Source organism: Lactobacillus sp. B4007 (assembly GCF_026535895.1).
Classification (GTDB): domain Bacteria; phylum Bacillota; class Bacilli; order Lactobacillales; family Lactobacillaceae; genus Lactobacillus; species Lactobacillus panisapium.
The window spans coordinates 131,544-145,529 of sequence record NZ_JAFNPA010000002.1 but is presented as its reverse complement, the minus strand read 5'-3'; the positions used below and the strand labels follow the sequence as shown (position 1 = coordinate 145,529).

Annotated in this window: 12 protein-coding genes and 1 pseudogene; 3 read left to right on the top strand and 10 right to left on the bottom strand. The window is 36.0% G+C overall.

All coding sequences use genetic code 11. From position 1 onward, the window contains the following. Positions 1–12 precede the first annotated feature (12 nt). From J3U54_RS03910 to J3U54_RS03895, 4 genes are all read right to left on the bottom strand, one after another. A complete protein-coding gene (locus J3U54_RS03910; RefSeq protein ID WP_267385170.1) occupies positions 13–753 on the bottom strand; it encodes a lantibiotic immunity ABC transporter MutG family permease subunit in 741 nt (246 codons plus the stop codon). Beyond that, positions 746–1,477, bottom strand: a complete 732-nt coding sequence (locus tag J3U54_RS03905; RefSeq protein WP_267385168.1) for a hypothetical protein — start codon at positions 1,475–1,477, stop codon at positions 746–748. The genes J3U54_RS03910 and J3U54_RS03905 overlap by 8 nt, the downstream gene beginning before the upstream one ends. Then, a complete protein-coding gene (locus J3U54_RS03900) occupies positions 1,470–2,174 on the bottom strand; it encodes a lantibiotic protection ABC transporter ATP-binding subunit (protein WP_323848301.1) in 705 nt (234 codons plus the stop codon). Before J3U54_RS03900 ends, J3U54_RS03905 begins: the two co-directional genes overlap by 8 nt. Positions 2,175–2,321: 147 nt before the next feature. Next, positions 2,322–3,848, bottom strand: a complete 1,527-nt coding sequence (locus J3U54_RS03895) for a GW dipeptide domain-containing protein (RefSeq protein ID WP_103752128.1) — start codon at positions 3,846–3,848, stop codon at positions 2,322–2,324. 176 nt (positions 3,849–4,024) lie between these two features. On the opposite strand from J3U54_RS03895, the gene J3U54_RS03890 reads away from it, so the two are divergent. Next, positions 4,025–5,461, top strand: coding sequence for an APC family permease (locus J3U54_RS03890; protein WP_103752127.1), 1,437 nt, complete (start codon positions 4,025–4,027; stop codon positions 5,459–5,461). 174 nt (positions 5,462–5,635) lie between these two features. On the opposite strand, the pseudogene J3U54_RS03885 reads toward J3U54_RS03890, so the two are convergent. After that, positions 5,636–7,163: pseudogene (locus tag J3U54_RS03885) on the bottom strand (SH3-like domain-containing protein). Positions 7,164–7,411: 248 nt separating this feature from the next. Between J3U54_RS03885 and J3U54_RS03880 the strand changes: the two are divergent. Continuing rightward, on the top strand, positions 7,412–7,864 hold the full coding sequence (locus J3U54_RS03880) for a Fur family transcriptional regulator (RefSeq protein WP_267385166.1): 453 nt from the start codon (positions 7,412–7,414) through the stop codon (positions 7,862–7,864). Positions 7,865–7,891: 27 nt separating this feature from the next. Here the strand turns inward: J3U54_RS03880 and J3U54_RS03875 are convergent, their stop codons facing one another. Further along, positions 7,892–9,658: a GW dipeptide domain-containing protein gene (locus J3U54_RS03875; protein ID WP_267385163.1), complete on the bottom strand. Its 1,767-nt coding sequence runs from the start codon at positions 9,656–9,658 to the stop codon at positions 7,892–7,894. Between the two features lie 172 nt (positions 9,659–9,830). On the opposite strand from J3U54_RS03875, the gene clpP reads away from it, so the two are divergent. After that, entirely contained in the window at positions 9,831–10,415 is a 585-nt protein-coding gene (gene clpP / locus J3U54_RS03870) for an ATP-dependent Clp endopeptidase proteolytic subunit ClpP (protein WP_103752125.1), read from the top strand. A 52-nt stretch (positions 10,416–10,467) separates the two neighbouring features. Here the strand turns inward: clpP and whiA are convergent, their stop codons facing one another. The 4 genes from whiA to J3U54_RS03850 all read right to left on the bottom strand — a co-directional run bounded on the left by whiA (position 10,468) and on the right by J3U54_RS03850 (position 13,964). Continuing rightward, entirely contained in the window at positions 10,468–11,403 is a 936-nt protein-coding gene (gene whiA, locus J3U54_RS03865; protein ID WP_103752124.1) for a DNA-binding protein WhiA, read from the bottom strand. A gap of 3 nt (positions 11,404–11,406) precedes the next feature. Further along, complete coding sequence (locus J3U54_RS03860; protein WP_103752123.1) at positions 11,407–12,441, bottom strand: gluconeogenesis factor YvcK family protein; 1,035 nt, start codon at positions 12,439–12,441, stop codon at positions 11,407–11,409. 4 nt (positions 12,442–12,445) lie between these two features. After that, entirely contained in the window at positions 12,446–13,324 is an 879-nt protein-coding gene (rapZ, locus tag J3U54_RS03855; protein WP_103752122.1) for an RNase adapter RapZ, read from the bottom strand. Positions 13,325–13,421: 97 nt separating this feature from the next. Continuing rightward, positions 13,422–13,964: an HdeD family acid-resistance protein gene (locus J3U54_RS03850; RefSeq protein WP_103752121.1), complete on the bottom strand. Its 543-nt coding sequence runs from the start codon at positions 13,962–13,964 to the stop codon at positions 13,422–13,424. Positions 13,965–13,986 lie beyond the last annotated feature (22 nt).

Sequence of the window (13,986 nt, the reverse complement as noted above, 5' to 3'; positions counted from 1 at the left end):
GTTTATGTACCATTATTTTTTGGTGCCCTGCCAATGATTAAAATAGCGGAAAATCAGCCAGCTTAAGATAGCGGTTAAGATCACCGGTACCAGATAAGATAATGTCGCCATTTTGACGTAATCAGCCGGGATATTAAGCCGCCAAAAAACGGTTAAGCGACTTTGCCAAGCCCAGGGAATAAATGGCCAAACTAAATCAAATAAAGAAGTAACGCCTAGCATTGAAATCACTGAACCAAAAAACCCCAAGATCAAGCTGCCACCGATGTTCCACTTCAAAGAAACTAGTTCTGCAAATTCATACTGCAAAAATCCTAATACTGCAAAGACAATGCTGAGTGAAAATAGCTTAAGAAAAGAAATTCCAGTCACGTGATAGACAGCAGTTAAAACCAAGTAATAAATTAAGTTTGTGCCGATCACTTCAATTACATACAGCAACCAATAGTAAATTAGCTGTCCCATAATTGTTTTGCCCTTGCTCATGGGCTGAGTTAACCAATTTTGAAAATTCCCGGCTTTTTCTTCACGATCAAAAACTACAGAAACTACAATACTAATCGCCAACGGCGAAATAAGGGCCAAAATTGTACTAAACATATCAACTATGTTAGCGGAAGTAGTTAAATTTTTCCGGCTGCCATAATAAATACCTATTAGAAGTGGAAAAATAATTAAGGCGGCTAAATGTAAATAGAGCAGCATACTACGATGCAATTTAATATTTTCAGCTTTAAAAATTGATTTAGGCATTCTTAGTCACCTGCTTTCTAAAGGAGTAAGCTGCCAAAAAGCTAAGCAGAATAAATAAAACAATTGAAGCAAGAATAGTCCAAGTAGCATCAGGGGTAACTTCGCTTGCTTTTAGTGCTATTCCATTGACATGCAATCTTATCAAAGCAACTGGAAACAAGTCCGACCAGCTATAAGGCAAGATTTTTCCCCAAGTAAATGTTCCTAAACAAGAAATACTAATTATTGACCCAAGAAAAGCTAGTCCAATTGTCACATAGAGATTTGATATTCTACTTAACCACGTATATAGAGGAATTTGCCAGATTGTGGTCAAGAAAAGTCCGCCAACTGCAATTAAGCAAGATACAATACCAACTCTAGTTGAAAATATGAAGCTAGCTAAAAAAAGAACTAGTGCTAAAACCAGGCTGACCATCAATGAAAGCAGTACCCCGTGCAATATCCTACCTAATTCAAACGTAAACAAATTATTTGGGGAACTTAAAATCGTTTTATATTCAGTACTAGCTTTTTCATGACGATCAACCAGACCGATGATCAAGGCTAAATATAAGTTAAAATATAAAAAACTCCACTGGTTAATCGTACTTTCAATCACATAACCCGTTGAATTGAAAAATAGCATAGTGAAAATAATAATCAAAAGTGGAAAGACAAGTGTGATTGATCTAATTAGTGTTCGCTTGTCTTTAAGGATTTCGTTTACTAGAACATCAAACATTCAAAGCACCAGCCTTTGCCAAAGTTGAATTGAAGAGCTTTTCCAAATCAGTTTCATGATCATATTCTTGCTCCAGGAGAAGCTTGCCACCACCAATAATGCCAATATTATCAGCTAAATGTTCTACCTCAGATAACATGTGACTGGAGATAATAATTGTCATTTTCCTATGTTTGAATTCAGCAATCAGTTCGCGCAATTGTTGAATTCCAAGTGGATCAAGACCATTAGTTGGTTCGTCTAAAATTAAAAGCTTAGGGTTACCAACTAGAGCCAGACCAATTCCTAGACGCTCTTTCATTCCTAAAGAAAAATTCTTAGCTAACTTTTCCCCGGTGTTAGCGAGCCCAATGGTTTGCAGGATATTGGGAATTTCACTTTCTGCAGATCCTCGTAAACGACAAATTACTTGTAAGTTTTCTTGGGCGGTCAAATTACCATATAAAGGAGCATTTTCAATTAAACAACCAATGTTTGCCAAGTCAGCCCTTGTCCATTCGTGCCCCGCAAATTCGACATGACCACTTGTAGCGGGAATCATTCCAGTTAAAATTTTCATTAAGGTAGTTTTTCCAGCTCCATTAGGACCAAGAAGGCAATAAACTTTGCTTTCCGGAACATGCAAATTAATATCATTAAGCACTTGCTGATCTTTAAACTTCTTCACCAGTTGATGTGTTTCAATTAAATTAGTCATTATTTGCTCTCTCTTCGCACTAAATTTAGTTTTATACTTTTCTATATTTATTAATAATAATTTAGTACAATAATATCATTTTATTTTAATTATGAGAATGACTTTAAAATAAAAAAGCAGCTTTTTTACAAGCTACTTTTAATCTAATTATTTAGTTTTTCCGGCCGTTAATTCTCCTCGCTGAGCAAATTCAACGTAAAGTTTATTACCAGAAACTGATAACCCTTCAATTTCTCTTTTAACATGCAATCGGTGAGTTTTTAAATACGTTCCATCTCTAGCAAGTTTAAAAATTAAGTCATTAAAACCAAGATAAAATTGATCGTGTCGTTTATCATAGGTAAAACCTTGAACAGGCGAATGATTGCTTACAAAATTACCCTTAGTGGCTCCTACTTCTTCTGGAGTCCATGTGTCACCATTGCGGGTCACTTTCCAGTATTCATAGCAATTGTTGCGACCATTATGAAACGAACAGTACATGGTATGATCGTTAGGAAAAGTAGCATTATGAATATAGCGTGGTGCTTTACCATTCCAAATTCGGAAACTCCAAATTTGCCTAACTTTCATATCTGATTTACGAATTTGAAAAATTTCTTCAGACTCGTTAGAATTTTTCGATTTATTATTATTAGCTATCACATAGATATATTTAGATGATGAACCAATTGCTTGTCCATGACCTAATTTTATGTAAGGACTCACCTTGATATGCGCAGCATATTTTTTAAAAGTAGACCATTTGAGGCCAGGCAAATTCTGGGCTGCATATTTGCCAATATGCTTCAAATTATACGAAACTAAGTGGCCATATTGGTCATTACTGGAATTAAAAACGGCAACAGTGAAGTTGGAACCTCGGACGGTTATCCCTTCTGGAATAATACCAACTTGTCCCATCCGATCAGCCGCCTTATTGTAATCTAGACTAACAAAGCGAGGTTGAAACATCTTAGTCTTAAGGGTCAGGCCCTTTGATTTGAAGGTATTAGGTCGAGTCTCAAAGGTAAAATTATGAGCGGCGTTCCAATTTCTCGACGTGGAAATTGAACTCCCTTTCCAGGTCTTAACTTCTTTTGGACCAGGCATTAACGGTTTATTTGCCTTAGTAATTCCTTCATTTTTATCAGAGCGGACCGTTACGTCCACTTGTGCTTTGGCCTTGCCATAGCGATAAGTTACTGTGGTGGTTCCGGGTTTATCAGAATAAATGGTCGGAGTTGAAAGATAAACTTTCCTAGTATCAATTGCTGTTCCAGCACTATTAGTCACATAATTAATCGCATCTTCAGGATTAAAAGAAAAATAGGGATTCTGCACTAGACTTACCTTTTTGGCAACAGAAATTTTATTTCTGGCAAAAAATTTCTGATTAACCCAGCCGACTGGGCGGCCATCAACAATAATGTTCCAGTACTTTCCCTTTTTGGTAGTAACTGATTTTTTAGATTGAATTTGGGCATGCTTAAAATACTTAGTAGTGGTAAATTTAGCCGATGGACCTTTTTTAGATATGTGATGATAAACTGGGTATTTGCCCTTTCCTGCAATCTTAGTAACAGCTTTATGATAACTTTTGGCACTTACCTCTGATAAATTACACCCACAAAATAAGCTAATCATGATAGTTAAGGTCATAATTAGCAGCCTACTTTTCAACTTTTGGTTCATCAATTACTCTACCTTTCCGAAAAAAATATATTAATACTAGTCTCACACTTTTAACGAGCTAAAGCAAATTACTAAAGGGTTGCCTAAGTTATCTTTTTTTAAAAGGATAGCTTTTTAAGACACTGTGGGTTACAATATTAAGGTTATTATATTTTTCTTTAGGGAGAATAAGATTAATGGATAAATCACAAGAAAATTCTAAAAAAATGATGTGGACTACACTGGCAACGATGGCCTTCTCCATAGTTTGGAGTTTCGGTAACGTTGTTAACGGGTTCATTTATTTTGACGGTACAAAAGTTATTCTTAGCTGGATTATTATTTTCCTACTGTTCTTCATACCATACTCACTGATGGTCGGGGAATTAGGCTCTGTTTTTAAAGACTCAGAGGGTGGAGTTTCCTCATGGATTAACGCTACTCTTGGAGCAAAGTGGGCATATTATGCTGGCTGGACTTTTTGGGCTGTCCACGTTGTATATATTTCCAGTAAAGGTACTGGTGGATTAAGAGGAATGGCCTGGGGCATTTTTGGTAATACGAATTGGTACGATAGTTTACCAACTACTGTTACTCAACTTGCCACTTTAGCTGTCTTCCTCTTTTTCTGCTGGGTTGCAAGTCGCGGCTTACCAGTTATTAAAACATTGTCAACCATTGCTGGTTCTTCAATGTTCATCATGTCTATTTTGTTCATTATCATGATGTTTGCGGCACCAATGATTAACCCACATGCTGGTTTTAACAGCATTAGCTGGAACTGGAAGAATTTTGTGCCTGACTTTAATGTTAAGTACTTTACTTCTTTATCAATTTTAGTATTTGCGGTTGGAGGAGCAGAAAAAATTTCGCCTTATGTTAATAAGCTGAAAGATCCTGCACGTAACTTCCCTAAATCAATGTTAGGTTTAGCCGCAATGGTAATGATTTCTGCTATCTTAGGAACTATCGCTTTAGCCTTAATGTTTGATCCTAAAGTTGTCAACAACAACTTAAATGAATACATTTCAAATGGACCTTACATGGCTTTCAATAAGCTAGGCGAATACTACGGTGTTGGTGGATTGTTCATGTACATTTACGCTTGGTGCAATGTTATTGGACAATTTTCAGCATTAGTTATTAGTATCGATGCTCCATTACGAATTCTTTTGGGTAGTAAAGAAGCCAAAGATTACATTCCTAAGAAACTGCTGAAAGTGAATAAACACGGCGCTTACATCAACGGTATTTGGATGGTTGTCTGCCTTTCAGGTGGTTTAATCGTCTTACAAGCAATCATGCCTAATGCTCAAGCAATCATGGCACAATTAGTTAAGTTAAACTCGATCGTAATGCCAATGCGTTACTTATGGGTCTTCATTGCTTACATTGCTTTGCGTAAGCAAGCAGAAAAATTCCACAACGGTCAAAATTATGAAATGACTAAGCACCAATGCTTAGCATACACTCTTGGCGTTTGGGGACTGATTGTCACAATCGCATGTTGCTTAATGGGAATGTATTCACCTGATCCATTTACTTTAGGCTTAAACATCGCAACACCAATTGTATTATTATTACTTGGTATGATTTTGCCATCAATTAAGCATCACCAAGATGCAAAAGCATAATCTATCAGTTAAACAAGTTAAAAGCCACCTTATTAATAGGTGGCTTTTTTAATATCGCGGTAAATATACCGTCTTAATAAGATTAAGTAAAAACCATTTTAACAAATAAAACACACAATTCTCGTTAGTAGGAATTGTGTGTTTTTAATTAATCTACCTTAGCTAGATTTGCTTTTATTTAATTTGACCAGCAGTTAATTCCCCACGTTGAGCAAATTCTACGTAAAGTTTATTACCAGCTGCTGATAATCCTTCAATCTCACGTTTAACGTTAAAATGATAAGTTTTCTTATACGTACCATTTTGGTCAACTCTGAAAATATAATCATTAAACCCAATATAGAATTGCTTACGGTTCGAATCATAAGTAAAACCTTGAACAGGTGAATGATTACTTACAAAATTACCCTTGGTGGCTCCTACTTCTTCTGGGGTCCAAGTATCACCATTTCTGGTTACTTTCCAGTATTCATAATAGCCGTTGCCGCCATTATGGAATAAGCAGTACATGGTATTATCACCATCAAACGTAGCATTATGAATATAACGTGGGAAAGCTCCACTCCAAATTCTAAAGCTCCAAATCTGATTAATCTTCATATCCGATTTACGAATTTGTAAAATCTCTTCTGACGCACTAGAATTGCTTGCAGTATTATTATTAGCAATGACATAAATATAATCAGCTGAAGAGCCAATAGCCTGTCCGTGGCCTAATTTGATGTATGGGCTAACTTTAATATTTGCGGCATAACGTTTAAAAGTAGACCATTTTAGATTTGCCAAATTTTGAGCAGTAAACTTGTTAACATGATTTAAATTGTAAGTCACTAAATGACCATTTTGATCATGACTGGATTTAAATAGAGCAACAGTGAAGTCAGAGCCATTAACAGAAATACCTTCAGGTATTACACCTACTTGGCCCATTTGATCACCAGCTTCATGATATCCCAGGCTGACAAATCGTGGTTAGAACAACTTGGTTTTTAAGGTTAACCCATTTGCACGAAAAGTATTTGCTCTTGTTTCTGAAGTATAGTGATGCGCAGCATTCCAGTTTCTAGAAGATGACTTTGAACTACCCTTCCATGTTGCTACTTCTTTTGGACCGTTCTTAGGTGTTAAAGCTGCTCGACTGATACCTTCATTTTTATCATCACGCACGGTTACATCTACACTAGCCTTAGCCTTACCATATTGATATTCAATAGTAGTCTTACCAGGGGTTGCAGAACTAACGCTTGCTTTTGATACACTTACTTTACCAGTATTAACGGCAGTACCAGCACTATCAGTCACATAATTAATTGCATCCCGGGTCTTAAATGAAAAATCACTATTTTGGACTAAACTAACTTTTTTGGCCACAGAAATTTCATTTCTTGCAAAAAAGTTTTGGTTCACCCAGCCTACAGGATGACCATCAACGATAATTTTCCAAAATGTCCCCTTTTTTGTCGCTAACGATTGCTTTGACTGAATTTGGCCATGCTTAAAATATTTAGTCGAGGTAAACTTACCTGCTGGACCATTTCTTGGATACACGATGATAGACAGCAAAATTACCATCTCCTGCGATCTTAGTTACAGCTTGATGGTAGTTTTTTGCCTGAATATTTGAATTACTCCCCACAAAAAATAAGCTAATTGCAACTGTAGCGCTGGCAATTAGTAAATTATGCTTCAACTTTTTCTTCATCTACTTTTTACCTATCTATATAAAACTATAAGTATAGTTTTGCACTTTTATATGACTAAAGCAATAGTTATTAAATCAAATTAGCGCAAAAAAACTGTTTATTTGCTAATCACATTGATAACGAGCTAGAATTAACTCAAATATTTTGATCAGTCAACTAAAAAATAATTAAACTGATTATGTAGAATCAGCTTTTTTCTATAATTTAATGCTAAACTAGGTGTAAAAAGTCTGAGGAGATGATCTTCATGTCGGAACATTTAACAGAAGTAGAAAATTTATTGCGCCAACATAATTTAAAGGTTACCAAGCCTCGTTTAAAAATTTTACAATACTTAATGTCGCACCATAATCATCCCACCGCTAGTACTATTTTTCAGGCAATCAGTGGTAACGAACCTACTTACCGTGCTACTGTTTATAATACTTTGAATAAACTAGTCGATGCAGGAATAGTAATTGAAATTAAGAATAGTGATGATTCTCTTCATTATGACTACTTTGTCGAGCCCCATTTTCATATCATTTGTAAACAATGTGGCAAGATTGCAGATGTTTATTATCCAGATTTTGAAACGGTTGAAAATCGAATGCGCGCTGAGGCAGAAAAGCAAACAGGTTTTATTACATCTGCAAGTCACTTGGAGATTTTTGGTATTTGCCCGGATTGTCAAAAAAAGAATAATAAAAGCAAGAACTAACTGTTCTTGCTTTTTACTTTATTCAAATTAATCGATTTTCATACTTACTAACAATTCAGCTCTTTGAGCTAAATTAACATATAATTGCCCGTTATTGACCGAAATTCCTTCAATCTCGCGGCCTGTATCAAATGAATAATGATCTTTTAATGTGCCGTCACGACCGATCTTAAAGATTAAATCATTAAAGGCAAGATAGAAGTTCTTATGTTCAGGATCGTAGGTAAATCCTTGAACAGGAGAGTTGTTATTAACAAAATTACCATCTGTTTTTCCAACTAATTTTGGATACCAGTTGTCACCAGTACGAGTTAATTGCCAATATTCATAGCGATTATTCTTAACATCGTGATAAACAGTATACATTTCATAATCATTCATCACAACACCGTTATGGAAGTAACGTGGATTGTCTTGGTCACCAACCCAAGTCTTAACGGTCCAAATCTTATTAATTTGCATATCACTCTTCCGAATTTGTAATAATTCTTCAGAATCGCTGCTCTCTTTCAAAGTATTATCATTGTTCAAAACATAGATATATTTGTCACTTGAACCCATGGCTTGACCATGTCCAATTGGAATATAAGGACTAACTTTAACGTGTTTTACATAATTGTTAAAATCCTTTTGAGACATATCGAGTAAGTATTGGGCGTTATAAGGACTAGTTAGTTTATTTAAATCATAACCCACAATGTGTCCTGATCTTAAATATGTATGGCTTAATAAACTAGTGTATGCCCATCCCTTTGACACAGTAACGCCTTCTGGGATATGACCTACACGGTTAATATTATCATCACTAGGATCTTTGACACTGAGTAAAACTGGTTGATAGAACTTAGTCTTCAGCGTTAAATTACCACTTGTCAAAGTGTGTTTTTCAGTTTCCGGTGAATATTCAGTTGGACTAACATAATTTACTGAAGAACCATAGTGTGTTTTCCATGCTTGGTGATCATTAGTACCTGGTTGAGCTGGTAAACTGTTAGTTACGTCTGGGTCGGCAATTCCCTCTTTAGTACTCTTTCTAACAGTAACTTTAACAGTAGCAGTAGCTTTACCATATGTATATTTTACTTTATAAGTTTTTGGAGTAGCACATGGTATAGCATCACGCGACACCTTGACATTATCATTGTCAATTACTGTTCCCATATAGTTAGTTGCATAGGAAATAGCATCTCTTGTAGGAAATTCATAGCCATCATTACGAACTAAAGTGACTGTTTTAGGGACAGCAATTTCATTTCTTGCAAAATAATTTTCATTGACATAGCCGACCTTACGACCGTCAACATAAATTCGCCAGTAGCGGTATTTCTTTGTTTCAATCAATTGGTCAGATTGAATGTGATTGTATTGAAAATTGATGCCGTCAGCAACTTTTTTGACAACCTTACCGTTTTTAACGTCTTGCCAAACTTTATAATTCTTATTACCGGCAACTTTAGTCATCATGGCATAACCAGTAATAATCTGCTTTGGCTTCTTTTTATTTTCTTTGTCTTGATCGCCATTATCCCCATCATTAGGGTTCTTCGGATTAGTCGGTGTTTTTGCATCCGTATTACTATTACCGTTGCCATCGTCATCGTCAGCACTTTCACCATTATTTTCATTATTGTCAACTGTATCAGAGACAGAATTCTTATTAGAATTGTTTTGTGCCGGTGTTTGCTGCGTAGTACTGGAATCAGCTACAACTGGAGTTGCACACAATCCAGTCGTTGCTGGTAAGCTGACTATCAATGCTGTCGTCATTGTTGCTATTTTTTTAATAAGCTTCAAAATTATTCCTCCAAAAATTTAGTTTACTCTTCGTATTATATAATAAGAATGTTGTAACTTAGAATACAAAATTAATACACTTTCATTGACAGGTTTTGATGTAAGTGATTTAATTAGCACTGTACTTATTAGAGTGCTAATAGATATGAATTTTAATTCAGGAGGTAGAAATATGCTTGTACCTACAGTTATTGAACAAACTGCCCGTGGTGAGCGTGCTTATGACATATATTCACGCTTGTTAAAAGATCGAATTATTATGCTTAGTGGTGAGATTAATGATGATATGGCCAATTCAATTATTGCCCAATTATTATTCCTTGATGCCCAAGACAACACAAAGGACATTTCACTATACATTAATTCACCAGGTGGAGTAATTACTTCTGGTTTGGCAATCATGGACACCATGAACTTTATCAAATCAGATGTTTCAACCATTGCAATTGGAATGGCTGCATCAATGGCATCAATTCTTTTAACCAGTGGAGCTAAGGGTAAGCGTTTTGCTTTGCCAAACTCAACTGTCTTGATTCACCAACCTTTGGGTGGCGCACAAGGTCAACAAACTGATATTCAAATTGCAGCCAATGAGATCTTAAAGAGTCGTGAAAAGATCAATAAGATTTTACACGAGACAACTGGTCAACCACTAGAAAAGATCCAAAAGGATACTGAACGTGACAACTACTTGACTGCTGAAGAAGCAAAAGATTATGGTTTGATTGACGAAATTATGGTTAACCAGAAGAAATAGTTGAATACAGCCAAATTAAAAGAGCTTTGAATAATTTTCAAAGCTCTTTTTGTTATTCATTTAATGTTTCAGCCATCTCATGCAGTTTGGCAAACCGATGATTAGCGCCCGACTTCGAAATCGGTCCATCTGGTACTTTTTCGGCTACTTCTTTTAAAGAAAGTTCCGGGTTCTGTAATCGCAGACGGGCTATTCCCTGTAATTTTTCGGGAATGTTTTCTAAGCCAATTTTATTATCAATCAGCTCAATGTCTTCAACTTGTTTAGCGGCAGCCGTTGCCGTTTTTTTCAAATTAGCCGTATCACAATTAACCAATCGGTTAACTGAATTCCGCATATCACGCATTATTCTGAGATCCTCAAAAGAAAGCATGGCATTAATTGCACCAGTTATATGTAAAAAATCACCAATTTTTTCAGCTTCTTTTAAGTAGACGATATAACCCCGCCGCCGCTTAGTTGTTTTCGCATTAAGCTTAAAATAATGATTCATCAGCTTAAGCAGATCATTATTATGATCCTCATAAGCAGAATAGATTTCAAGGTGGTAACGACTTGTTTCAGGGTTATTAACGCTGCCACTGGCCAAAAAAGCACCTCGCAAATAAGACATAGCACCTTCACGCGAATTAATAATTCTTTTGGGAATACGGGTAATTAATCCTGCCTCGGGAGTTAAAATTTCCAAATTTGTCAGAATTTCCTTAACGTGATTTTGCAGTCTAACCAAGTACTGATTATTTTTCTTAAGCTTCATTTTTCGTGAAACTATTAATAATGGTTCGACCTTATATGCAGTTTTAATTAAAGAAAAAATGCGACGCGCAATTGCGGGATTTTCGGTTGTAATATCAAGGCTAAACATGTGATCATGAAAGTTTAACACGCCGTTCATTCGTAAAAATGCCGCTAACTCAGCTTTTGCATGCTCAGGATGAATTGGTAGCGACGTTAACTCCTTTTTTACCTTGCTCGCATAGCTTGCCATTAACTAATCCATTCTCTTTCTGCGGGACATTGCCGCAAACGCCCGATTAATAATTTCTTTAGCCACTTTTTGCCCATCGTGAAAAACAAGGCCACTTCGTTGATCAATAAAATCATCGGTAATAACGCGGCACCCTTGCTGCCTTAAGCCAGCATAATCATTTTTAACCGGCTCAATATAAGCATCATAATCATCCGGGTCAAATTTTGACATATCAATCTTGGCCCCATTAACCAATGTTGTATTAATATAATGACCGCCAAGATGATTATTAATTACAGATACATGGTCACAATCAGAGAAATGATCTGTTTCACCAAGCTGAGTCATAATATTACAAATATAAATAACTTCAGCTTGCGTTTTCTTTACAGCCTCACCTAAATTCGGAATCATTAGGTTCGGCAAAATTGAAGTAAACAAACTTCCCGGTCCCAGAACTACGGCATCAGCCTGCATTATGGCCTCTAAAACAGGCGAAACGGCTTCTGGCTCAGAAGTAGAATTTGTATCGGTTACCCAAACACGCTTAATCCGTTTATCTTTATTAGTTATCTCCTTTTCCCCTGCTTGAACTGTGCCATCAATAAATTCAGCATTTAGTGTTAAGGGTTCATTTGAAGCTGGGAAAACATGACCATCAACTCGCATCATACGTGATAAAGATTGTACGGCATCAAAAATATTGCCATGCATTTCATTTAACGCTGCGATAATTAAATTACCAATCGCGTGCCCGGAGAAAAATGAATCTGATGAATCAAACCGATATTGAAAAATATCTTTTTCTTCCTGAGGAATATCACTTAATGAAACTAAAACATTTCTTATATCACCAGGTGGAACAACGTTAATAAAGTTTCTAATTGAACCAGACGAGCCACCATCATCCGATACAGTAACGATGGCAGTAATCTGCGCATTTTGATCCTTTAAGGCGTTTAAAACTACTGGTAAGCCAGTACCGCCACCAATAACAACGATTTGTGGTCTTCTGCTTTTAGTAACTCTAATTATTTTAGAACCTTCATAGGTCATTTTTTCACCTTTTTCTAGTGTAACGACTAATTTCGCGGTGTGTAATATCAACTGAATAATTTTGGGATAAATCATGAGCAAGCTGCTGGGCAATTGCGACGCTCCGATGCTGACCACCAGTACAACCAATCGCAATTGTTAATTTACCCTTGCCTTCTTTAATATATCCGGGCACAGCTGTTTCCAGTAAATCTAATAACTTCTTGTAAAAGACTTTTGTTTCGTTTTTTTCCATTACATATTTGGCAACACGCTTATCTAAACCAGTAAACGGTCGCAATTCAGGAATATAAAACGGATTGGGCAAAAAACGAACATCCATAACGATATCCGCATCGATTGGCATACCATACTTAAAACCAAAGGACAGGACTTCAATCGAAAATGGTTGTTTTGCCTTACCACTAAACTCATCAAAAAGTTTCTGCTTAAGCTCTTTGGGCTTCAAATTAGAAGTGTCAATAATATCATTGGCCCGATTTTTTATTCCCGTTAATATTCGACGCTCCTCGATAATTGCATCAAGAAGTCTACCACTTCGAGCAAGTGGTGGAACTCTTCTTGTTTCTTTATAGCGGGCAACAAGGGTATCATCTGAGGCATCTAAAAAAACAATCCTTGTTTGAACGCTACTATTATCTTCAAGTGAGTTTACTTCGTTTAACAAATCCTTGTAAAAATTTTTAATTCTAAGATCAACGACAACTGCCACCTTTTTAAAGTCATCTGAATTAACGATTAAATCCCAAAAACTGGAAAGAAGCGTTGGTGGCAAATTATCTACAACGAAATAGCCCATATCTTCAAGTGCATGCGAGGCCACCGTTTTACCCGCACCACTCATACCTGTAACGATTAATAATTGTTTTTTATTGACAGACATACGCTATCCCCCTATTGATATAATTATAACATACCGGGTGTTTCATAACTTTTCTGGGCAAAAAAAAAGTCCGTTAGGAACTTTTTCTTTGTCTTTTTTATCTACGAGCAAATGCCGCAATTACTTCACCTATTCCGAAAATCAATAGCCATAATGAAACCAGCCAGATTAACGTTAAAGCTGACAATGCTGGGTTAAACATTAAACTAATTGCGATTAATAATCCGAAAATATTCAAAATAATATTAATCCAAAAGTAAAAACCCGAAATATCTCGTAAATGCCACGAAAAAATAATTCCAGAAATTGAATCGAATAGGAACCAAAATGCAAATAAATATGCAATTGTCAGTCCAGCAGCATCGTATGAATAGAGGAATAGAACACCGATAATGATATCCAATACCCCAGAAACAATTGAGAGCCAGCTAAATGAAACAAAATAGCGAAAACGACTATAAAATACCAACCAAACAAATCCTTGTACAATCGATACAATTGCAAACAATAATACAAATGCATGTAATGCCTTGCCTGGATGACGGATTAAAAATAGTCCTGCTATGATCATTAAAATACCAGAGATTAGTGCGGCCCAGTTAAAGCTACGATTTTCCTTATAATTTGAAAAATTATCCATTTTTCTTCCTCCCTGACAATTA

Coding starts and splice junctions, on each gene's coding strand:
- whiA (WP_103752124.1), bottom strand. CDS start 11,403: ATGGCAAGCTATGCGAGCAAGGTAAAAAAGGAGTTAACGTCGCTACCA.
- J3U54_RS03895 (WP_103752128.1), bottom strand. CDS start 3,848: ATGAACCAAAAGTTGAAAAGTAGGCTGCTAATTATGACCTTAACTATC.
- J3U54_RS03900 (WP_323848301.1), bottom strand. CDS start 2,174: ATGACTAATTTAATTGAAACACATCAACTGGTGAAGAAGTTTAAAGAT.
- J3U54_RS03905 (WP_267385168.1), bottom strand. CDS start 1,477: ATGTTTGATGTTCTAGTAAACGAAATCCTTAAAGACAAGCGAACACTA.
- J3U54_RS03890 (WP_103752127.1), top strand. CDS start 4,025: ATGGATAAATCACAAGAAAATTCTAAAAAAATGATGTGGACTACACTG.
- J3U54_RS03910 (WP_267385170.1), bottom strand. CDS start 753: ATGCCTAAATCAATTTTTAAAGCTGAAAATATTAAATTGCATCGTAGT.
- J3U54_RS03880 (WP_267385166.1), top strand. CDS start 7,412: ATGTCGGAACATTTAACAGAAGTAGAAAATTTATTGCGCCAACATAAT.
- J3U54_RS03860 (WP_103752123.1), bottom strand. CDS start 12,441: ATGACCTATGAAGGTTCTAAAATAATTAGAGTTACTAAAAGCAGAAGA.
- rapZ (WP_103752122.1), bottom strand. CDS start 13,324: ATGTCTGTCAATAAAAAACAATTATTAATCGTTACAGGTATGAGTGGT.
- J3U54_RS03850 (WP_103752121.1), bottom strand. CDS start 13,964: ATGGATAATTTTTCAAATTATAAGGAAAATCGTAGCTTTAACTGGGCC.
- clpP (WP_103752125.1), top strand. CDS start 9,831: ATGCTTGTACCTACAGTTATTGAACAAACTGCCCGTGGTGAGCGTGCT.